Raw genomic sequence first — 20,982 nt, 5'->3', positions numbered from 1 at the left:
TCCAGAGCCCGTAGATACTGCGCAAGCAGCTACTTATTTGATAGCAAATTTCCATGCAAGCCACCCCATTCGCCCCCGGCCTGGTTCTTCGCAACTGCCCCAGCGGCAAGAAACTGTCCGATTTCAAGCTCATCGCCTTTGACATGGACTCCACCCTCATCAACATCGAGTGCGTGGACGAAATCGCCGATGCGGTGGGCCGCAAGGACGAGGTGGCAGCCATCACCGAGGCGTCCATGCGCGGCGAGATTGCCGACTTCAAGGACAGCCTGCGCCGCCGCGTGGCCCTGCTCAAGGGCGTGACCGTGGCCGACATGGAGCAGGTCTACACCCAGCGCCTGCAGCTCAACCCCGGCGCTGGCGAACTGGTGGCTGCCTGCAAGAAGGCCGGGCTCAAGGTGCTGCTGGTGTCGGGCGGTTTCACCTTCTTTGCCGATCGGGTCAAGGAGCGTCTGGGCATCGACTTTGCCCGCTCCAATGTGCTGGAACTGGAAAGCGGCCCCAACTGCGGCATGCTGACCGGGCGCATGGTCAACCAGTCCTGGGGCGACATCTGCGACGGCGCGGAGAAACGCCGCACCCTCATGGAAGTGGCCTCGCTGATGGGTATTGGCATGGAGCAGACCATTGCCGTGGGCGACGGCGCCAACGATCTGCCGATGATGGGCGTGGCCGGCCTGTCGGTGGCCTACCACGCCAAACCCGCCGTCCGCGCGCAGGCCCATGTGGCCATTGACGCCGGCGGCCTGGACCGCCTGCTGGAAGTGCTGCACGCCGGCTGACGCCGCCTACGGGAGCCTCCAGGCACCCGTTTTACGGGATCTCCGTCTTGCCCTGCGCCAAGACAAAAGATGCATACTGATTGTACTTTTGTCGTAAAATACCGCCATCGCATGAACCTTTAAGGATGATCCCCATGAACGCCAGACAGCAATTTGAATCTTCCACTGACCGCGCCGAACAATCCCTGGGCAGCATTGCCGTGGAATTGCCGGGTGCCACCGCCGTGTTCCGTCAGTTGAAGCTGGATTTCTGCTGCCACGGCAACGTCAGCCTGCGCCAGGCCGCACAGGACAAGAACCTGGACCTCAACGCCCTGCTGGGCCAGCTGGCCGCGCTGGAGCGCCCGTCCGAAGTGCCTACCGACGTGACACCCTCCGCGCTGATCGACCACATCCTGTCGCGTTACCACGAAGTCCACCGCGCCCAGTTGCCCGAGCTGATCCGCATGGCCCACCGCGTGGAGACCGTGCACCAGAACAACCCCAACGTGCCCGCCGGCCTGGCCGATCTGCTGGAAGAAATGCACCAGGAACTGCTGGGTCACATGCAGAAGGAAGAAATGGTTTTGTTCCCCATGCTCAAGGCCGGTGGTCACCCCATGGCAAGCCAGCCCATCGGCATGATGCGCTCTGAGCACATCGACCACGGCGCAGCACTGGACAAGGTCAACGCACTCACCAACGACGCGACCCCGCCCCAGGGTGCCTGCAACACCTGGCGCGCGCTGTATACCGGCATTGCCCAGTTCACCGACGACCTGATCAACCACATCCACCTGGAAAACAACGTCCTGTTCCCGATGTTCGAGGCGGCTCCCGCTCCGGCACCCCAATCCACCGGTTGCGGCGGTGGTGGTGGCTGCGGCTGCCAGTAAGCGGACAACCCGGCTGCGGCCGGGTTACTGGGCGGCGATCTGCCGCAAGGCCTGCTCGAACACTTCGGGCGGCTGTCCGCCCGAGATCAGGTGGCGGTCGTTGATCACCACCGCGGGCACCGAATGGATGCCCTGCTGCAGGTAGAACTGTTCCTGTTCTCGCACCTCGGCGGCATAGGTATCACTCGCCAGAATGGCGCGGGCCTGATCCGCATCCAGTCCCACCTCACCAGCCACACGTGCCAGCACGGTGTGGTTGCTGGGGTCTTCCCCATCCGTGAAATACGCCTTGAGCAGGGCCTGCTTCAGCGCCAGTTGCCGCGGGGCACTTTCCAGCTGCGCCCAATGCAGCAGGCGATGGGCGTCGAAGGTGTTGTAGATGCGACCACGCTTGTCCATGTTGAATGTGAACCCCAGCGCCGCCCCGCGCGCGCGAATGGCCTCCCGGGCCGCGGCGGCCTGCTCGGGCGATGACCCATATTTCTCGTGCAGGTGCTCGGCAATGTCCTGCCCTTCGGGAACCATCTGCGGGTTCAGCTCGAAGGGCTGGAACGTGATGTCGGCCTGCACCTGGCCCTCCAGGTGAGTCAGTGCGGTTTGCAGGGACGCCAGACCGATGGCGCACCAAGGGCAGGACACATCGGACACAAAATCAACTTTCAGCTTCTTGGCCATGGCCGTTTTCTCCGGCGCGTAACACGGCGCGCCCATGCTGCACACCGTACCAGAACCCCAAAGTCCCCATGCCGTGACCTGGAAAGCAACACCGATCAGAACTGTTCGGCACCCATTTCAAACAGGTTCTTGCCGCCGGCCTGGATGCGCGCGGCCAGCATCCGGGTCTCCGGCAACAGGCGCTGCACGTAGAAACGTGCAGTCACAAGCTTGGCGGCGTAGAACGGATCGTCGCCACGCCCCAGCGACACCTGGGCCATGCGCGCCCACAGATAGGCATACACGTAGTGGCTGAACAGGCGCAGGTAGTCGACCGCGGCCGCCCCCACCTCGTCCCGGTTCTCAAAAGCCCGGGCGCCAATCTGCAGGGAACACTCCATCACCAGCGTGCCCGTGGCTTCCAGCGGCGCAAGGAATTCACGCATGGGCTCACTGTCCTTGTGCGCCTGCGCAAACTGGTGCACCAACGCGCCAAAAATCTTCATGCGTGCACCACCATCGGCCAGCACCTTGCGCCCCAGCAGGTCCAGCGACTGGATGCCGTTGGTGCCCTCGTAAATGGGGTTGATGCGGGCGTCGCGCACCAGTTGCTCCACACCGGACTCCACGATGTAGCCGTGTCCGCCGTACACCTGCACCGCGAGGTTGGTGCACTCGCATGCCGCATCTGAAATGAAGGCCTTTACCACTGGCGTCAACAAAGTCAGCACATCGTCGGCCTGCTTGCGCTGCACCGGATCGGTGTGGCGTTCACTCACATCGGTGAGCAGCGCCGCCCAGTACGCCAGCGCGCGGCTGCCTTCCAGGTAGGCGCGCTGGGTCAGCAGCATGCGCCGGACATCGGCGTGCACGATGATCGGGTCAGCGGCCAGCTCCGGCGCCTTGGGGCCAGACAACGCCCGCATCTGCAGGCGCTCCCTGGCATACGCCACGGACGCCTGGTAGGCCGCCTCCATCAGGCCCAGCGACATGGTCCCCACCCCCAGACGCGCCACGTTCATCAGCACGAACATGGCCTTGAGGCCCTGGTGGGGCTGCCCCATCAGCCAGCCGATGGCACCGTCAAACGCCATCTGGCAGGTCGGGCTGGCGTGAATGCCCATCTTGTTTTCAATGCCATTGCACCGCACGCCATTGCGCGTTCCCGGCTGGCCGTCAGCATCCGGCAGGAACTTGGGCACCAGAAACAAGGAGATTCCCCGGGTTCCTTCGGGCGCACCGGGCAGGCGGGCCAGCACCATATGGATGATGTTGGGCGTGAAGTCGTGTTCACCACTGGTGATGAAGATCTTGCTGCCTGTTACGCGGTAGGTACCGTCGGAAGCCGGCTCCGCACGGGTTCGCAAGAGACCCAGATCGGTCCCGCAATGCGGCTCCGTCAGGCACATCGTGCCCGCCCACTCCCCACCAACCAGCTTGGGCAGGTAGAGGGCTTTTTGCTCATCCGTTCCGTGGGCACGCAGGATCTCCGATACCCCGTGCGTCAGGCCCGGGTACATCGACCACGCCTGGTTGCACGCCGTCGTCATTTCCTGAAAGCCGGTCTTCACAATTTGCGGCAATCCCTGCCCGCCATGCACGGGATCGCAATTGAGCGAAGGCCAGCCAGCCTCCACGAACTGGGCATAGGCTTGCTTGAACCCCGCTGGCGTACGCACGGCACCCGTCTGTGGGTCATAAGTACAGCCCTCATGGTCACCACGGGCGTTGAGCGGATGCAGCACTTCCGCGCAAAATTTCCCGCCCGCCTCGAGGACCTGGTTGATCAGGTCCAGGTTCAAGTCCGCATGGGCGGGAAGCTGCTGGAGCGTGCCTTCCACATCCAGCACCTCCTGCAGAACGAACTGCATGTCACGCAGCGGGGGAACATAGTGCGCCATTGATTTACTCCAATACGAGGCGGTTTCCAGTGTTTGCAACAGGTTTGAGTGCACCCGTTTTCAAGCAACCGCTTGATTTTATAAAAAATGAGTGTAGCATCTTGCTGGCATCTCAAAACCAATAAAGGCAAGACAATGGAGACAATCCCACACTGGGTAAAGGACTACCCAAACGGCACCCCCGTGCACGTCGATCCCACGCGTTACCAGTCCATCAACCAGATGTTTGACAATGCGTGCCAGAAGTTCGCGACCCTGCCCGCCTTCACCAACATGGGGCAGACGCTGAGCTACGGGGAACTGGACCGCCTCTCGGGCGTATTCGCGGCATTCCTGCAGTCCCTGCCGGGCATGGCGCCGGGTGAGCGCATCGCGCTGATGATGCCCAATCTGCTGCAATACCCCGTAGCCATCTTCGGTGCGCTGCGGGCGGGTCTGGTCGTCGTCAACGTCAACCCCCTGTACACCCAGCGCGAACTGGAGCACCAGCTGAAGGACTCCGGCGCGCGCGCCATCCTGGTGCTGGAGAACTTTGCCTCCAAGGTGCAAAACGTCCGGGCGGCCTCCGGCCTGCAGCACGTGATGGTGACGCAGGTCGGCGACATGCTCAGCACGCCCAAACGCCTGCTGACCAACCTGGCGGTCAAGCACGTGAAGAAAATGGTTCCTCCGTGGAAAATGGACGACGCACTGCAGTTCCGTGACGCACTGGCAGCGGGGAAGAAAATGCCCCGGACGGCAGTCAAGCTCAATCTCGACAGCATTGCGTTCCTGCAGTACACCGGCGGCACCACCGGCGTGTCCAAGGGCGTCATCCTGACGCACTCCAACATCGTTTCCAACGTGTTGCAGTGCGGCTCCTGGATTGGCGAGACCCTGCGCGAAGGCGAGGAAATTGTGCTCACCCCGCTGCCGCTGTACCACGTCTTCTCGCTGGTGGCCAACTGCCTGACGTTCATGACGCTGGGGGGACTCAACGTGCTGATCACCAACCCCAAGGACCTGCCGGCCTTCGTGCAGACCATGAAGACCTACCCCTGGACGGTGATGACCGGCGTCAACACCCTGTACAACGCGCTGGCCAACACGCCCGGCTTCGGCCCCGACTGCGCACGCACCGCCAAGCTGTCCATCGGCGCCGGCGCCGCCATGCTGCGCCCGGTCATGGAGCGCTGGACGCAGCTGACCAATGCCCCGTTGATCGAGGGCTATGGCCTCAGCGAGAGCACGGCTGGCGTCTGCATCAACCCACCCGGCCGGCCCCGCCTGGGATTGGTGGGCATTCCCCTGCCGTCCACCGAAGTGCGCATCCAGGCCGAAGATGGCAGTACCTGCCCGGCCGGTGAAGCCGGTGAAATTGAAGTACGCGGACCACAGGTCATGAGAGGCTATTGGGGCCGCCCGGCGGAAACCGCTGAAGCCCTGTCGCGCGAAGGCTGGCTCAAGACCGGCGACATCGGCACCATGGACGCCGACGGCTGGGTGGCAATCACGGACCGCAAGAAGGACATGATCATCGTCTCGGGCTTCAACGTCTACCCGGCCGAAGTGGAAGCCGTGGTGTCCACCCACCCCGGCGTGCTGGAAGCGGCGGCCATTGGCATTGGCGACGCGCGCTCGGGGGAAGCCGTCAAGCTGTTCATCGTCCGCAAGGACCCGAACCTGACCACCGAAGACCTGCTGGCCCACTGCGAAAGCAACCTGACGCGGTACAAGATCCCCAAACTGATCGAGTTCCGTGACGAACTGCCCAAGACACCCGTCGGCAAGATTCTGCGTCGCGCGCTGCGCGAAGAGACCGTCTGACCGTCGGAGCCCCCATGCTCGACTACGCCATCATTGGTTCCGGCTTTGGCGGCGCAGTCAGCGCCGCCCGGCTGGCAGAAAAAGGTTACACGGTCACGGTGCTGGAACAGGGCCGGCGCATCTCTCCGGCCGACATGGAGCAGGGCAGCCAGCGCCTGAAGAAGCTGCTGTGGTCGCCTCCACTGGGCTTGCCGGGTTATTTCTACCAGCGCCTGTTCCGCCACATCGGGCTGGTGGGCGGAGTCGGTGTAGGGGGCGGCAGCATCGTCTTTGCTTCGGTGCTGCTGGAGCCGCACCGCTCGTTTTACGAAGACGAGGCATGGTCCGGCCTGGGCGTCAATTGGCAGGAAGAACTGGCGCCGCACTACCGCACCGCCAAGTCAATCTTGCGCCCCACTGCCAACCCGTTCCGGACGGCCGTTGACGGCCATCTGGCGCAGACCGCCCGCGAAATGGGTGTTGCCGATACCTTCAGCGCGACCGACAACGGCATCTTCTTCGGCCAGCCCGGCATGACCGTTGACGACCCCTATTTCGGCGGAAAAGGCCCCAGTCGCACCGGCTGCACCGGCTGTGGCGACTGCCTCTCCGGCTGCCCCATAGGCTCCAAGAACAGCCTGGACAAGAATTACCTGTGGTTCGCCGAGCGCCTGGGCGTTGAAATTCGTCCCCTGTCGCAGGTCGACCGCATCACCCCGCTGGCGAGCGGTGGCTACACCTTGCGCGTCGTCGATCCGTTCACCGGAGAGGAACGCGAACCGGTGCAGGCTCGCAACGTCATTCTGGCGGCGGGCGTGCTGGGCACCCTGTCGCTGCTGTTTCGCAACCGCGACGTGCACCGCACCCTGCCCGGCATATCCGCCCGCCTGGGTGCCCGTGTGCGCACCAACAGCGAGTCGGTCACTGCCGTGCAGACCCCCGACAAAGAGGCCAACTGGGTGGATGGCCCCGCCATCACCAGCCACTTCTACACCGACGGCGGACGCACACACATCACCAATACCCGGGTACCCCGCAGCTTCAACTACATGCGCCTGTTCAGCGCTCCCCTGGTCGACCAGGAGCACCCCGGCAAGCGAAAACTGGCCACCCTGGCCAGCATGCTGGCGCGCCCATGGGTCCTCTGGTCCATCTGGCGCACACCCGACTGGCGCACCAAGGCCACCCTGCTGGTGACCATGCAGACCGAGCCCTCCGAACTGCAGTTTCGTTACGGGCGCAGCCTGCGGACCCTGTTCCGCCGGGGTCTGCACACGGCCATCAGTCCGCAGGGAAAACCGCCGGGTTACCTGCCCATGGCGGCACGCGTCACCCGGGTCTTTGCCAGGGTCTGTGGCGGCCTGGCGGTGAGCACCCTGAACGAGGCGCTGGCCGACGTGAGCACCACGGCCCACATTCTGGGGGGGTGCACCATGGGACGGTCTGCGCAGGACGGCGTCATTGACACCCACCACGAGGTCTTTGGCTACCCCGGGCTCTACGTGGTGGACGGCTCATCCCTCTCTGCCAACGTGGGGGTCAACCCCAGCCTGACCATCACCGCCATGGCCGAACGGTTCGCCAGCCAGGTGCCGGCGAAGCACTGAGGCCGGAAAAAAACCGAATATGCTATGACGGTCTCCCCATTGACTATCGCCCCCAGCAGAATCGCTCACCAGATGCCCACCCCCAGAAAAACCAGCCCGGTGCGCACCGCATCTGCCAAGACTGCGGCAACCCCCAAGAAACCATCGACGCGTACGCCCAAGTCCGCGCCGCCACCTCGGGCGGAAGACGACAGCCGGCGCAGTGAACTCATCGCCAAGTCTGCCCGGCTGTTCCGGGAAAATGGCTACGACAAGACCACCGTGCGCGACATTGCGGCCGCGGTGGGCATGCAGGCCGGCAGCTGGTTCTACCATTTCAAGACCAAACACGATCTGCTGGTGGCCGTGATGGAACAGGGCATGACCCGCTCGTTGCAGGAAATGGAAGCCCTCTCCGCGCAGGACCTTCCCGCCCGCGAAGTCTTTCACCAACTGGTGCTGGCGCACCTGAGGACCCTGCTGGCACCGAAGAACGATTTCATTCCGGTGCTGCTGTACGAGTGGCGCTCGCTGGACAAGACCAGCCGGGCCAAGATTGCCGCACTGACCAACCGGTACGAAGCCATTTGGGACCAAGTGATCGACGCCCTGCACCGCTCGGGCGACTGGTCCATGCCAGCCAAGCTGGACCGGCTCTTCCTGTTTGGCACCCTGAACTGGACGACCCAGTGGTACCGACCCGGCTCGGGTACTAGCATTGAAGAACTGGCCGACCAGGTTGTCGGGTTCCTCCTGCGCACCGCACCCCCAGCGCGCAAGAAATAAGCCGTAGTACCGGGCACGGTCAATGCCCCGACAGCGCGCGCATCAGGCGTTGCTGCAGCCACACCGGGGCCAGCTGGGCCACGCTGTAAAAGAGGCGCACCGGCCCGGTCAGCGGGTTGTGGAGGCGGCGCCGTTGGGTGCAGCGGAAAACGGCTTCGGCAACGTCCTGCGCCCGCAAGCGCACCCCCACGGAGGCAAACAACTGGCTGCTGCTGCGGTGCGGCGCCAGCATGGGTGTGTCCACAAATGGGGGCAGCACATCGCACACGGCAACCCCCTCGCTTCGCCATTCCGAGGCCAGTGCTTCCGTCAACCCGCGCACGGCAAACTTGGACGCCGAGTAGCTGGCGAAATCGGGCGTGCCAAAAATGGCCGATGCCGAACTCATGTTGATCAGCACGCCCCGGGCCGCCCGCAGGTACGGGAAGGCCGCATGGGCACAGTGGATCACCCCCTTGACGTTGACGTCGATGATCTGCTGGTGGCGTTGCAGGGGCAGCGCGCTGAACTTGCCCACGCTCAGAATTCCGGCGTTGTTGACCAGCACATCCAGCGGTCGTTCCGCGCAGAAGCCGGCGAGCGCCTGCCGCACCGCGTCGCCGTCGCTCACGTCCAGCACATACGGTTGTACCGACGCCAGACCGAGCTCGGTCACCACCGCCTCCAGGCCCCCGCCGTCGCGGTCGGCCAGCCCCAGTCGCCAGCCAGCACGGGCAAAACGCAGCGCACAGGCGCGCCCAATGCCCGACGCCGCGCCGGTGATGAACACCGACGGCGCGCTACGAGCCACTCCCATCAGTACTCCCGCCCCAGGTTCAGGCGCGACTGGAAATTCTCCGTCACGCTGAGCACCAGGGGCCGGGCCCCCTGCAGCCCCAGATCGCGCAGGGAGGCATTCATGGGGTGGCTGGATGCGCCCAGTTGCAGCCGCACCGACCCCGGCCGGTGCAGGCGGCTGTTGCCCCGCACATTGACCTTGGTGCGCAGGCGCTGCGCCCCCAGGCGCGAGTACAGCAGCAGGCTCAAGGTCGGCCCCGGCAACCCGGCGCCCATGCGTCCGCGGAGTTCGCAGATGCTGACCTCCGGCGTCACCGGGTCCGCCACGCCGGTCTCCAGATCACGCCCGGACAACTGGAACGGGATGGGGGTCACGAACTTTGGATAGCCCCAGATTTCCCGCCCGGCAGCGCAGGCCGCCGCAGTCGTCACGGGCAGGTGCTCGATATGAAAGCCCAGTACGTGCCCGGGGCTCTCCACGTCCCCCAGCAGACCCAGCCACCGTCGTCCCTGTGCGCCCTCGGGCACCGCCGGCAACGCCAACCCCACCTCGTTGTACACACCGATGGAGGTGTCGGTGTATTCAAAGAACGCCAGACCCACCACCGCCTTGTCCCGCCAGACCAGGCCCGGCGTCAGGCCTGTGCCGACCAGATGCTTCTCCACCTGCGCCACCGGGCACAGGAAAAACGCCTGCACGCAACGGGTCTTGTAGTACAGGATCGGAAAGTCGACATCGCCCTCGCTGGTCGGCCGGACCGTGCGCGGAACCTGGAAGAAGGGGTCGTTGTAAAGGGTGCTCAAGAAGTTCTCCTCATCTTTTTTAAACCGGCATCACCCTGCTGCGCTGGCCAGCAGGGTTTCCTGAAAGTCTTCGATCACGCTCAACCGGTTGATCTGGTTGGTGCCTTCAAATATCTGCGTCAGCCGGCAGTCGCGGTACACCTTGTCCAGCCGGTTGGCGTGCAGCAAGGCGTGGTTGCCCATCAGGTCCTGGGCCAGGGCAATCACGCGCATGGCCACATCGGTGGCGTGGAATTTGGCCATCGAGGCAGTCCCCTGGCGCGGCGCCCAGGTCCTGGCGCTCTGCCAGACCAGCGCGCGGATGGCACTAGTCTCCGCCATCATCTGCGCCAGCGTCAGTTGCACGTCCTGGTAGTGCACCAGGGCCTTTCCGCCCAGCTGCGTGCGGCAGGCAAAGTCGGTTGCAATGTCGGTGGCAGCCTGGGCAAAACCCACCGCCATGGCGGCCACCGGCGTGCGCGAGAGGTTCAGGGTTTCGCGGTTCAGTGACCAGCCTTTGCGCAAGCCACCCAGCACGTGGGAGTCAGGCACAAACACCTGGTCGAACTCCAGCTCGGCGGCCCCGGAAGCCCGCATGCCCATTTTCAACTCGGTACGCACCGGGCGGAAGCCCGGCATGTCGCGGTTCACCAGGAAGCAGGTCCACGATGCCATGCCCTCCCCCTCCAGTGCGGCAAACACGGTCAGGCTTTGGGCCAGGTCCCCCCCGCTGATGAAGCACTTGCGCCCATTGAGCTGCCAGCCACCGTCCACGCGGCTCGCCACCACGCCGGGCTGCAGCTGGGCCGCTCCCATGCCGTCTTCCACGTCAGACCCCGCCCCAGGCTCAGTGATGGCAAAGGCAAACAGGTGCGGCTCGCCCCGCTGCAGCGCGCGAAACGCCGGCAGCACAAAACGGCGGATGGTGTTGGGGTTGCCAGTCAGCAGAATCGGCGCAATCCCCAGCGTGTGCGCGCACAGCAACAGCATCTGCCCACCGCACACGCGGCTGAATTCTTCCACCTTGAGGCAGGCCCGCAACACCAGCGGGTGCCGGTATTCCCCCAAGGGGGCCGACCCCAACGGCCAGGGCAGCATGTCGGTCAGCCAGCCCGCACGGCCGGCCTCTTCCAGCAGGCTGGCCAGGGGCGCAGGAGTTGCACCGACCGGCCAGTGCGCAAGGGCATCCACTTCCAGCGCCCGCGGCGCCAGCGTACGTTCAGCAAACGCCCTGGCCCTGCGGCGCAGCGCCTGCAACGCAGACGGCAGGCGGGCCGTTTCAATTTCCCACAGCGAATCGGGGGCATAGCCCACCACGCTGCGCGTCAACCCCGACAAACCACTGGCAGCGGAGCGCGCCGACAAGGGGTGCGTGCCGGCCACGTGGCCTTCGAGCGCGGGCAGCTGGATCAAATTTGCTTCCGGCATGTTCATTGCCCTCTCTCCCATTGCGCACAACACAGCGTCAGTTCAGCCGGGGACCCAGCCAGCAGGCGCAACTGGTTGCAATCGCGCAGCAAGCGTTCCACACCGTTGTCGCGCATATACCCCATGCCGCCATACACCTGCATCGCATGGCTGGCGGCCGTGCACAGCAGTGGATGGAGCTGCACCCGCGCCCGCCAGACATCCACCAGCAGGGGCAGGTCCGGCTCCCGCCGGCACAGCTGCTGCAAACACCCCTGCGCCAGCCACACGGCATTGCCACCGTGCGCCAGCAGTTGCCCCACCGCAACGTGGTCGGCAATGACCTGCCCACCCTGCTTACGGACCCGGGAATAGTCCGTCGCCATAGCCACCGCCCGCTGGGCGGCACCCGTGGCCATGGCCAGCAAGCCCAGACCGTGCAGCGCCATGAGCCCGATGGTGCTGCGCAGTGACGCAGCGGCATCCACCGCAGCATCCCAATCGGGAGCTGACCGCAAACCCAGGGTGTGCGTGGACAAACCGTCCAGGCCATGCCCGTTGGCGTGCAGCTGCACGTCGACCGCAGCACGCTCAAAACGCAGCCACTGGAAGCCCAGATCGGGTTGCCACAGGGGCATCCAGACCGCCTGCCAGTCCGGCAGGGCATGCAGCATGCGGGGTGCGCCCGCCACCGGAGGAGCCCAGCAGTCCGCCAGCTGCGCGGCCTGTTCCGAAGCCAGCACCTGGCCCGCCAGGGCCTGCACCAGCGGCTGCCGCCCGATACCCACGCGTCCGTCCAGACACACCACACCGTCACCGGCCTCGCGCTGATACTGCCGATTCAGCCCGTGGGCCAGACCCTGCACATGCACCTGGTAGGCAAAACCCGGCGCGTAAGCAGCCAGGCAGCGCAGGGTTTCCACGGCAAACACCCGCTGCAGGGGATCCTGCGGGTCGTCCCACACGCCGCCGGCCGGTTCGGCCGCCGCATTCAGCACGCCCATGTGCCCCAGCTGGTCGAGCAGGTCGCGCGCCACGGCGTGGGGCAAGGGAACCTCCGGCCTGGCCGTGGCATCCGCCAATGCACGCCCGGCAAAACGCTGGACCGTCTCCAGCATGGGCCCCAGATCGGCTTCGGTCAAAAACTCACTGCGCATCGGCAATCCTGTTCAAAGATGCAGGAATGCTAGGGGCCGGCCGTTGAGACGGCCATGGCGCATGCGGAAAAGAAATTGACAAATCCGGACAGGCTGGCAAGATGGCCGTCGATGGCCCACCAGATACTCAACGGCGAACTGCACGCACAACGCGCCCTGTCAGTGCTCGGCGTAGCCAGCCTCATGGACTGGCAAACGCAGGAGGGACGCAGCCGCGCCGAATTGCTGGCCGGAACCGGCATCCCCGGCGGGTTGCTGGACGACCCCAACGCGCTGATCAGCCCGCAGCAGGACATGGCCTTCTCGCGCCGCTTGCTGGAGCTGACGGGCGACCCCGCCATCGGCCTGCAGGCCGGCCAGCACTTTCGTCTGTCGTCCTTCGGCCACCTGGGCATGGCCCTGCCCTATGCCGCCACGCGGCGCGACGTGGCGACCCTGCTCATGCGCTACATCAACCTCACCTACACGCACTTCACCACCGTGCTGGAAATCGGTGCGACCTTGGGCACGGTCCGCTTCAGCGGCGGTGAGCACCTGAATGGTCTGCGGCGCTATTACCTGGACCGCGACCTCGCTTTTGTGGTGACCGTGGCACGCGAAGTGCTGGGCGGAGCCAACCCCACGCTGATCACCGCCGCACGGCTGGCGTACCCCGCACCGGCGGATCTCCGCCCCTACGACGTTTTTTTTGGCGTCCCGGTGCAGCATGGTGCAGCCCAATCCTGTGTGGAGTTTGACGCGCGCGGCCTGGACCAACCCATGCCCCAGGCCAACCTGCTGGCGCTGCGCCTGATCGAACCCGAATGCAGCCAACGCCAGGCCCGGGTCCTGGCCGGCAGTCCGCACACCTGGACGCAACGCGTCCGGCAGGCGCTGACCGCCATCGAAGGCAAAGACTACCCCACCATGGCCCAGATGGCCGTGCGCTTTCATTGCACCGACCGCACCCTGCGGCGCCATTTGCAGCAGGAAGGCCAGACCTACCAGGTCCTGCTCAACGAGGCGCGCGCTGCCCGGGCCACCGGGTTGCTGTGCAACACGACCCAATCCATCGAACGCATTGCCGACGCGCTGGGTTACAGTGAGGCCGCCGGGTTCAGTCGCGCATTTGCGCAGTGGTTCGGCGTCTCGCCGCTCAAATACCGGCAGCGGGTAAACGGCCAAACCCAGTAAACGACAGGCTGGCCGCTACTTGAACAAGCCCGTGATCGCGTTGGTTGTGGCAGAAAAGCCTTTCTTGACACCATCCACCGCACCGCCCAGGTGAAACGGAGCCACGGCCCGGGTGGCGTTTTGCGTGAGGGCTCCCACTACCTGTTTGGCCGCCTCTGCCGGAGTGACCCCATTGGTTTTTTTGCCGATATCCACCATACGCATGTCCGACAGGGGCACCGTCAGGGTCTTGCCCTGGAGCGTTTCGGCACTGACATGGGCCCGAGCCCCTTTGATGGTGAGCTTTTCGATGATGATTTTTTTCTCGGGACTTGTGCTTTTGGGCTGCCCCGCGCTCCCGGTTTGCTCGGCAATGTAGGCCTCCACATGCCGCTGGATGGCGTCCAGGTTGCTGCGGCCCGCCGCGTATTCGTACGTGACGCTGGGCTGCTCAATGCTGATTTCATGCACCAGCACCACGTCTTTGGTCAGCGACGCCACGTCCAGCTTCATGCTGACCTGCCCGACCGACAGCGCACGCTCTGTCTTGAAACCTTTTGGGTTGCCGATTTCCAGGCCCCGCAAGGCGGCCGCCCCGTCGGCGGGCTGAATCTTGACACCGGCGAGCTTGACGGACACCCCGGTGATGTCGGGGCCGTACGTCCTGATGCCCGTTGCCACCACCCGGTCCAGCGAGGTATACAACCACCACGCACCGCCTCCCATCACAACAACCAGAACCGACAGCGCCGCCCACAACGCTTTACCCATACCGCATCTCCGTTCAACCCGGTTTCAGAAAATTATGCTGCCCACGGCAGCGCCGCACCAATCTTGCCAGAATCCGCCACCCCAACGACCGCGGACCGCTGCAATCAGGTAGAGTCCAGCGACGCCCAGCCCCTGAGCGCGCCTTTCACCCAAGCACCCCACACCATGCCCTTTCTCGCTCTCGGTCTTTCTCCCGCCCTGGTTCACGCCGCCGGTGAACTCGGCTTTGCCACGCCAACGCCCATCCAGACCGAGGCGATTCCGGCCATTCTGCAGGGTGCAGACGTACTGGGCGCCGCGCAGACCGGCTCCGGCAAGACAGCCGCCTTCGCGCTCCCCCTGCTGCAGCGTCTGCAGGACGGATTGGCGGCCGATCGCCAGCAGGCACCGCGGGGGGTGCGCGCCCTCGTGCTCGTGCCCACGCGCGAGCTGGCCGCCCAGGTGGGTGACGTGGTGCGCAGCCTGGCGCAGGCCCTGCCCCAGCCGCTCAAGGTGGCCGTGGTGTTCGGGGGCGTTTCCGTCAACCCGCAGATGTTGGCCTTGCGCGGCGGCGCCGACGTGCTGGTGGCCACGCCCGGCCGCCTGCTGGACCTGGCCCGCCAGAACGCCGTCCAGCTGTCCACCACGCGCCTGCTGGTGCTTGATGAGGCCGACCGCCTGCTCGATATGGGCTTTGCGGAGGAACTGACGCACGTGCTGGCCCTGCTGCCGCCCCGGCGGCAAAACCTGTTTTTCTCGGCCACCTTCCCGGCCGACGTGCAGGCACTGGCAGACAACCTGCTGCACGACCCGGTACGCATCACCGTGGAGGCCACCGAAACCAGCGAACCCGACATCGTGCAACGGGCCATCGAGGTCGACCCTGCCCGGCGCACCCAGCTGCTGCGCCACCTGGTCAAGGAGCAAGGCTGGAAGCGCGTGCTGGTGTTTGTGGCCACCAAGTACGCGGCCGAACTGGTCGCCGAGAAGCTTTACAAGGCCGGCATCTACGCCACGGCCTTCCACGGTGACCTGAGCCAGGGCGCGCGCAAGCAGGTGCTGGCCGAGTTCAAGAACGAGCAATGGGAGGTGGTCGTCACCACCGACCTGGCAGCCCGCGGCATCGACATTGCCAAGCTGCCGGTGGTGGTCAACTACGACCTGCCCCGCTCGGCTGTGGATTACGTGCACCGGATCGGCCGCACCGGGCGCGCCGGGGAAACCGGGCTGGCCGTCAGCTTTGTGAGCGCCGCTACCGAAGCCCACTTTCGCCTGATCGAAAAGCGCCAGGGCATGGCGCTGCCGCGGGAACAGGTTGCCGGCTTTGAGCCATCTGCACCAGCTGCAACAGCGGCCGCGCCTGCCCCGGCCGGCACAGGCGGCATCAAGGGCAAACGCCCCAGCAAGAAAGACAAGTTGCGCGCAGCGGCCGCCAAGGGCTCCTGAGCAGGGGTGGCGCGGCGCGGCGCCACCGGCCTCTTATTGCGGGTCGTCGAGAAAGTTGGCGGCGGCAGCGGCCGACGTCACACGGTCCGTGCTGCCTTCCGGCCGGGCCTGACGGTGGCCATGCTTGGCCAGGATTTCCACATAGAACTGCTCGCCGCCAGCTTGCGCCACGGCGTCCATGTGGCCGATGAGCGTGGCCAGGTGCACCACTTCAGCGGCGTCCTGCGTGGTACCGAACTTGCAGTCAAAGTCCCAGTAATCCACGCCCTCGGGCAGCGCACGCCGGCGCTCACGCTTGAGGTATTTGCGCACCTCATGCTTGACGGCCTCCAGGACGCGGTCCCGGTTCTTGCCTTCGACGGCGAGTTTGAATGTTTTTCTCATGAAAGTCCTTGCCCGTTAGGGGGCTCCCTGGATTGGGCACAATGCGAAGGGGTGATTATGCGGCGCAGCGCGGGCCAGCGGCGTTACCGCCCTCCATTACCCATGCACACCACCCACAGCACACCCAGTAAAGAAGAAATTGCCCTGCTGGTGCCCTTTGACCGCCTGGGACTGGACCGCATCACCCTGGTAGCCAACGCCGAGCAGGCACAACGCGCCTGCACCGAACTGGCCGCCAGCCAGGCCTGGGGCTTCGACACCGAATCCAAACCCACGTTTTTCAAGGACCAGGCGTCGGAAGGCCCGCACATCGTGCAGCTGGCCACGCTGGAGAAGGCCTGGGTGTTCCAGCTGCACGACCTGCCCTGCCGCGCCGTGGTGGCAGACCTGCTGGCCCAAGGCGGCTTCACCAAGGCAGGCTTTGGCCTGGGCGATGACCGCAAGCGCATCGTCAGCAAGCTGGGCGTGGAGCCCGCCGGCGTGCTGGAACTCAACACCATCTTTCGCGAACGCGGCTACCGCAAGGACATGGGCGTCAAGGGCGCCGTGGCGGTGCTGTTTGAACAGCGCTTCATCAAATCCAAGAAAGCGGCCACCTCCAACTGGGCCAACCCGCACCTGACCGAGGCGCAACTGGTCTACGCGGCCAACGACGCCTACGCCGCCATCCGCGTGTTTCACGCACTGGGGCTGGCATGAAGCCCTGGCGCATCGTTCTGGCCGGCATGGTGTCGCTGGCGGTGGCCATGGGTATTGGCCGCTTTGCCTTCACCCCCCTGCTGCCCATGATGCTGGCTGACGGCACGGTCAGCCTGGCCGGTGCCAGCTGGCTGGCCAGCGCCAACTACCTGGGCTACCTGGTGGGCGCACTGCTGTGCACCCTGCAGCCCTGGATCTGGCGGCGCCTGGGCAACCCGCCGCCGCCCCAGGGCACGGTGCTGGTGCGCGCCGGCCTGGTGGCCACGGTGCTGCTGACGCTGGGCATGGTGCTGCATTGGCCTGGGGCCTGGCCGGCGCTGCGGTTTGCCGCCGGGGTCGCCAGCGCACTGGTGTTCGTCTACACCTCGGGCTGGTGTCTGGCCCAGCTAGCACAACGCAACCTGCCCGCCATGGGCGCCCTGATCTACACCGGCCCCGGCGCCGGCATTGTGCTCAGCGGCCTGGCCGCCAGCGGCATGGTGGCCCTGCACTGGAGCGCATCCACCGGATGGCTGATTTTTGGCGTGCTGGCGGCCCTGCTCACGGCTGCTGTCTGGGGTACCTTCCACACCGGCACCAAGGCCTCGCCCTCTGCGGCGGCCACCGCCGCCGCGGTGCCCCAGCCCGCTTCCGCCGGCAAGGGCGCGGAGATGGCCCTGCTCACGGCCGCCTACGGTCTGGCCGGCTTTGGCTACATCATCACCGCCACCTTCCTGCCGGTGATTGCCCGCCAGGCCATTCCCGGCTCGCCCTGGCTGGACATGTTCTGGCCGCTGTTCGGCCTGGGTGTCGTGGTAGGCGCGCTGGTGGCCTCGCGCATCCACGGCGTGCGGGACCTGCGCCTGCTACTGATCGCCTGCTACCTGATCCAGGCGGTGGGCGTAGCCACCAGCCTCATCAGCCCCACGCTGGCCGGCTTTGCCCTGGGCAGCCTGCTGCTGGGCCTGCCGTTTACCGCCATCACTTTCTTTGCCATGCAGGAGCTGCGCCGCCTGCGCCCGGCCCAGGCCCCCGCCTACATGGGGCTGGCCACTGCCAGCTATGGCATCGGGCAGATCGTGGGGCCGCCACTGGCCGCAGCCATGCTGGCGCGCAGCCGCACGCCCGGCGAGGGCTTTACGCTGTCGCTGGAAATTGCCGCCTGCGGCCTGCTGCTGGGAACCTTGATCTATGGACTGCTGGTCCGGTTGTATCCGGTAAAAACATGATTCCTTTTTCCGTTCTCGATCTCTCTCCCATCACCGAGGGCAGCGACGCTGCGCAGTCGTTTCGCAACACGCTGGACCTGGCCCAGCACGCCGAACGCTGGGGTTACCAGCGCTACTGGCTGGCCGAACACCACGGCATGCCCGGCATTGCCAGTGCCGCCACCGCCGTGCTCATTGGCCATGTGGCCGGGGGCACACAAACCATCCGCGTCGGCGCGGGCGGCATCATGCTGCCCAACCACTCGCCGCTGGTGATTGCGGAGCAGTTCGGCACGCTGGAGTCGCTCTACCCCGGGCGCATCGACCTGGGCCTGGGGCGTGCGCCAGGTTCCGACCAGGCCACCGCGCGGGCGCTGCGGCGCAACCTGTCGTCCGAGGCCGATGAGTTTCCGCGCGACGTGGTGGAGCTGATGGACTTTCTTTCGGACACACCGCGTCAGAGCGTGCGCGCCGTGCCCGGCATGGGTACCAAGGTGCCGGTCTGGATTCTGGGCTCCAGCCTATTCGGCGCGCAGCTGGCGGCCATGCTGGGCCTGCCCTACGCCTTTGCCTCGCACTTTGCTCCGGCACAAATGATGCAGGCCATCGATCTCTACCGCAGCACCTTCAAGCCCTCGGCGCAACTGGCCAAGCCTTATGTGATGCTGGGCTTCAACGTGTTTGCGGCCGATACCGATGCCGAGGCGCAGATTCTGGCCACGTCCATGCAGCAGGCCTTTGTGAACCTGCGCAGTGGCCGCCCGGGGCGCCTGCAGGCACCCAGGCCCGGTTACGCCGAGCAGGTGGGTCCGGCCGAGCGGGCCTTGCTCGACAGCGTGCTGTCCTGCTCCACGGTGGGCTCACCGGCCACCGTTCATAAGGGGCTGCAGGACTTTGTGGCGCGTACCGGCGCCGACGAACTGATGATCACCTCGCAGATGTTCGACCACCACGCGCGCCTGCGCTCCTACGAGATCGCGGCCGAAGTTCTGCACCGCTAGCCCGAAACCATCGCAGGAACAAGATCGTCGTAGTAATAAAAACGGTGGCAGCCAGCGGCCCAGTGTGTATTGGTGGCTTTACGCGCCGCGACACCGACCACGGTGCGGCCCGCAGCCTTCAACTTTTGCGCCAGGGGCATGAAATCGCTGTCGCCGCCCACTACCACCACCGTACCAAGGTGGTTAAAACGACTCACATCCTCCACAGCGTCCAGGCACAGCCGGATGTCGGCACCGTTCTTGGCCGCGCCACCGGGCGGAAACAGTTGGATGAGCTCCATGCCGTGGTGCATCAGCACATCACGGTAGCGGCCAAAGTATTGCCAGTTGCAATAGGCGCGGTTAATGGCAACCGGCCCCAATGACGCGGCCAGTGCCACCACCGCCGCAATATCCACCAGCGGTTCCTGCACCTTGAAGCGGTTGTCTTGCTTGCTGTAGGAGCCCTCAACGCGCGCCTCGCACAGGGCGGCGTGCAGGTTTTCAAAGTCCCAATACAGGGCAACGGAGGGTTTACCTTGGCTTTCAGTCATGGGCATAGTGTCGCCGCTTCAGCCGCCAGCCCGTTTGACGGTGTGGCCCTGCGCCTTGAGCAGTTCGATCGCCCGGTCGCAATGGTCGCCTTGCACTTCGATCACGCCGTCTTTCACGGTACCGCCACTGCCACAGGCGGCCTTGAGCTGCTTGCCCAGCGCGGCCAGCGCATCGGCATCCAGCGCCACGCCCTTGACCAGCGTCACCGCCTTGCCACCGCGGCCCTTGGTTTCGCGCGAGACCCGCACAACGCCATCCCCCGCCGGCACCGGTTTTGCCTGCTTACAGGTGCACTGCGCCACGGGCAGGCGGCAATCAGGGCACATACGCCCGGCCTCGGTGGAATACACCAGCCCGCCCAGGGCAGCCAGCCCCGACAACTTATTTTTCATCACACAACCACTTAAAAAAGCACAAAATCAGGCCACAAGCGTCGTATTCATTGCGCATACAGCTATAAATACGATAGCAAAAAATCAACCCACACCATTCGCCCGCAACGGCGCTAGGTGCGCCAGCGAACAGACTGTACGTGAACGAAATCCTATTCTCAACACATCGGGAATTTTCTCGCTTCAACTCTCTTACAGGACACACACACAATGAAAACGATTCAGGGACTACTCCTTACCGCTTTTGCAGCGACCACGCTCTTGCCCATGGCAGCCATGGCGCAGACGCCAGACACAAAAAACCAGGGCTACCTGCAGGACAATGCCAGTGGCTTCGTCACGAGCGGAACCGGCCTGTGCTGGCGCACCAGCGACTGGACTCCGGCGCGTGCCATGGCACCGTGCGACCCCACCCTGGAAAAGGCACCGGTCGTCGCCGCGGCAACGTCCACACCCGCGCCGGTGCCAGTTACCGTTCCCGTAGCGGCATCGCCACAAAAAATCAGCTTCTCGGGCGATGCGCTGTTTGGCTTTGGCAAGTCCGTATTGAACCCCGATGGCCAAGTGATGCTCGACGGCCTGGTGCAAAAGGTCCGCGGCGCAAGCTATGACACGATTGTGGCAACCGGCCATACCGACCGCCTGGGTAGCAGCGCCTACAACCAGAAGCTCTCGGAACGTCGTGCCCAAGCCGTGAAAGACTACCTGGTGAGTAAAAAAGTCCAAGCCGATCGCATTGACGCGCAGGGTAAGGGCGAAACACAGCCCGTCACCAAGCCGGGCGACTGCCGCGGTGCAAAGACTGCCAAGCTGATTGCCTGTTTGCAGCCAGACCGCCGCGTGGATATTGAAATGACCGGCAGCAAAGCGGTAGCGCAGTAACCCAAAGTGAGCCCAGCGGCTCACACAGCCGCTGCAGTAACCGGAACAAAATCGGCCGACGC

General features: G+C 65.0%; 21 protein-coding genes. 11 read left to right on the top strand and 10 right to left on the bottom strand.

Annotated elements, in window-relative coordinates; translation table 11 throughout:
- Nucleotides 1-53 precede the first annotated feature (53 nt).
- On the top strand, nucleotides 54-782 hold the full coding sequence (gene serB, locus AC1Q5W_RS01220; protein ID WP_492645904.1) for a phosphoserine phosphatase SerB: 729 nt from the start codon (nucleotides 54-56) through the stop codon (nucleotides 780-782).
- A 134-nt stretch (nucleotides 783-916) separates the two neighbouring features.
- Nucleotides 917-1,657 carry an iron-sulfur cluster repair protein YtfE gene (gene ytfE, locus AC1Q5W_RS01215; protein WP_492645903.1) on the top strand — a complete coding sequence of 247 codons (741 nt, stop codon included), beginning with the start codon at nucleotides 917-919 and terminating at the stop codon, nucleotides 1,655-1,657.
- 24 nt (nucleotides 1,658-1,681) lie between these two features.
- Here the strand turns inward: ytfE and AC1Q5W_RS01210 are convergent, their stop codons facing one another.
- Together AC1Q5W_RS01210 and AC1Q5W_RS01205 are read right to left on the bottom strand one after the other, a co-directional pair.
- The gene (locus AC1Q5W_RS01210; RefSeq protein WP_492645902.1) at nucleotides 1,682-2,332 is read right to left on the bottom strand and encodes a DsbA family oxidoreductase; all 651 of its coding nucleotides are present in this window, start codon (nucleotides 2,330-2,332) and stop codon (nucleotides 1,682-1,684) included.
- A gap of 95 nt (nucleotides 2,333-2,427) precedes the next feature.
- On the bottom strand, nucleotides 2,428-4,212 hold the full coding sequence (locus AC1Q5W_RS01205) for an acyl-CoA dehydrogenase C-terminal domain-containing protein (protein ID WP_492645901.1): 1,785 nt from the start codon (nucleotides 4,210-4,212) through the stop codon (nucleotides 2,428-2,430).
- 135 nt (nucleotides 4,213-4,347) lie between these two features.
- Between AC1Q5W_RS01205 and AC1Q5W_RS01200 the strand changes: the two genes are divergently transcribed.
- The 3 genes from AC1Q5W_RS01200 to AC1Q5W_RS01190 all read left to right on the top strand — a co-directional run bounded on the left by AC1Q5W_RS01200 (nucleotide 4,348) and on the right by AC1Q5W_RS01190 (nucleotide 8,369).
- Nucleotides 4,348-6,018 (top strand): AMP-binding protein, encoded by a 1,671-nt coding sequence (locus tag AC1Q5W_RS01200; protein WP_492645900.1) that lies wholly within the window; start codon nucleotides 4,348-4,350, stop codon nucleotides 6,016-6,018.
- Between the two features lie 14 nt (nucleotides 6,019-6,032).
- Entirely contained in the window at nucleotides 6,033-7,604 is a 1,572-nt protein-coding gene (locus tag AC1Q5W_RS01195; RefSeq protein ID WP_492645899.1) for a GMC oxidoreductase, read from the top strand.
- A gap of 72 nt (nucleotides 7,605-7,676) precedes the next feature.
- Entirely contained in the window at nucleotides 7,677-8,369 is a 693-nt protein-coding gene (locus tag AC1Q5W_RS01190; protein ID WP_492645898.1) for a TetR/AcrR family transcriptional regulator, read from the top strand.
- A 19-nt stretch (nucleotides 8,370-8,388) separates the two neighbouring features.
- Here AC1Q5W_RS01190 and AC1Q5W_RS01185 read toward each other — a convergent pair whose 3' ends face one another.
- The 4 genes from AC1Q5W_RS01185 to AC1Q5W_RS01170 are packed head-to-tail and all read right to left on the bottom strand — an operon-like array spanning nucleotide 8,389 to nucleotide 12,493.
- A complete protein-coding gene (locus AC1Q5W_RS01185) occupies nucleotides 8,389-9,165 on the bottom strand; it encodes an SDR family oxidoreductase (RefSeq protein WP_492645897.1) in 777 nt (258 codons plus the stop codon).
- Nucleotides 9,165-9,950: an acetoacetate decarboxylase family protein gene (locus AC1Q5W_RS01180; protein ID WP_492645896.1), complete on the bottom strand. Its 786-nt coding sequence runs from the start codon at nucleotides 9,948-9,950 to the stop codon at nucleotides 9,165-9,167. Before AC1Q5W_RS01180 ends, AC1Q5W_RS01185 begins: the two co-directional genes overlap by 1 nt.
- Before the next feature lie 30 nt (nucleotides 9,951-9,980).
- On the bottom strand, nucleotides 9,981-11,363 hold the full coding sequence (locus AC1Q5W_RS01175) for an acyl-CoA dehydrogenase family protein (RefSeq protein ID WP_492704006.1): 1,383 nt from the start codon (nucleotides 11,361-11,363) through the stop codon (nucleotides 9,981-9,983).
- A complete protein-coding gene (locus tag AC1Q5W_RS01170) occupies nucleotides 11,360-12,493 on the bottom strand; it encodes an acyl-CoA dehydrogenase family protein (RefSeq protein WP_492645894.1) in 1,134 nt (377 codons plus the stop codon). Before AC1Q5W_RS01170 ends, AC1Q5W_RS01175 begins: the two co-directional genes overlap by 4 nt.
- Before the next feature lie 111 nt (nucleotides 12,494-12,604).
- Here AC1Q5W_RS01170 and AC1Q5W_RS01165 point away from each other — a divergent pair, with 111 nt between their 5' ends.
- On the top strand, nucleotides 12,605-13,666 hold the full coding sequence (locus AC1Q5W_RS01165) for an AraC family transcriptional regulator (RefSeq protein WP_492645893.1): 1,062 nt from the start codon (nucleotides 12,605-12,607) through the stop codon (nucleotides 13,664-13,666).
- A 15-nt stretch (nucleotides 13,667-13,681) separates the two neighbouring features.
- Here AC1Q5W_RS01165 and AC1Q5W_RS01160 read toward each other — a convergent pair whose 3' ends face one another.
- Nucleotides 13,682-14,416 carry an AsmA family protein gene (locus AC1Q5W_RS01160; protein WP_492645892.1) on the bottom strand — a complete coding sequence of 245 codons (735 nt, stop codon included), beginning with the start codon at nucleotides 14,414-14,416 and terminating at the stop codon, nucleotides 13,682-13,684.
- A gap of 165 nt (nucleotides 14,417-14,581) precedes the next feature.
- Between AC1Q5W_RS01160 and AC1Q5W_RS01155 the strand changes: the two genes are divergently transcribed.
- A complete protein-coding gene (locus AC1Q5W_RS01155) occupies nucleotides 14,582-15,841 on the top strand; it encodes a DEAD/DEAH box helicase (protein WP_492645891.1) in 1,260 nt (419 codons plus the stop codon).
- Nucleotides 15,842-15,874: 33 nt separating this feature from the next.
- Here AC1Q5W_RS01155 and AC1Q5W_RS01150 read toward each other — a convergent pair whose 3' ends face one another.
- The gene (locus AC1Q5W_RS01150; protein WP_492645890.1) at nucleotides 15,875-16,225 is read right to left on the bottom strand and encodes a DUF6172 family protein; all 351 of its coding nucleotides are present in this window, start codon (nucleotides 16,223-16,225) and stop codon (nucleotides 15,875-15,877) included.
- 102 nt (nucleotides 16,226-16,327) lie between these two features.
- On the opposite strand from AC1Q5W_RS01150, the gene AC1Q5W_RS01145 reads away from it, so the two are divergent.
- Genes AC1Q5W_RS01145 through AC1Q5W_RS01135 form a run of 3 tightly spaced genes read left to right on the top strand, consistent with a single transcriptional unit; the run spans nucleotide 16,328 to nucleotide 19,112 of the window.
- A complete protein-coding gene (locus AC1Q5W_RS01145; RefSeq protein WP_492645889.1) occupies nucleotides 16,328-16,924 on the top strand; it encodes a 3'-5' exonuclease in 597 nt (198 codons plus the stop codon).
- Nucleotides 16,921-18,132 (top strand): YbfB/YjiJ family MFS transporter, encoded by a 1,212-nt coding sequence (locus AC1Q5W_RS01140; protein WP_492645888.1) that lies wholly within the window; start codon nucleotides 16,921-16,923, stop codon nucleotides 18,130-18,132. Before AC1Q5W_RS01145 ends, AC1Q5W_RS01140 begins: the two co-directional genes overlap by 4 nt.
- Complete coding sequence (locus AC1Q5W_RS01135) at nucleotides 18,129-19,112, top strand: LLM class flavin-dependent oxidoreductase (RefSeq protein ID WP_492645887.1); 984 nt, start codon at nucleotides 18,129-18,131, stop codon at nucleotides 19,110-19,112. The genes AC1Q5W_RS01140 and AC1Q5W_RS01135 overlap by 4 nt, the downstream gene beginning before the upstream one ends.
- Here the strand turns inward: AC1Q5W_RS01135 and AC1Q5W_RS01130 are convergent.
- Entirely contained in the window at nucleotides 19,109-19,645 is a 537-nt protein-coding gene (locus tag AC1Q5W_RS01130; RefSeq protein ID WP_492645886.1) for an NYN domain-containing protein, read from the bottom strand. The genes AC1Q5W_RS01135 and AC1Q5W_RS01130 overlap by 4 nt on opposite strands.
- 18 nt (nucleotides 19,646-19,663) lie before the next feature.
- Nucleotides 19,664-20,038, bottom strand: coding sequence for a translation initiation factor Sui1 (locus AC1Q5W_RS01125; RefSeq protein WP_492645885.1), 375 nt, complete (start codon nucleotides 20,036-20,038; stop codon nucleotides 19,664-19,666).
- Between the two features lie 210 nt (nucleotides 20,039-20,248).
- Between AC1Q5W_RS01125 and AC1Q5W_RS01120 the strand changes: the two genes are divergently transcribed.
- Nucleotides 20,249-20,920 (top strand): OmpA family protein, encoded by a 672-nt coding sequence (locus AC1Q5W_RS01120; protein WP_492645884.1) that lies wholly within the window; start codon nucleotides 20,249-20,251, stop codon nucleotides 20,918-20,920.
- Nucleotides 20,921-20,982 lie beyond the last annotated feature (62 nt).

Source organism: Rhodoferax sp. MLSD5-FHT05B10, assembly GCF_058793415.1.
Note: the sequence above shows the minus strand (reverse complement) of the source record. Positions and strands in the feature narration are given on the sequence as shown.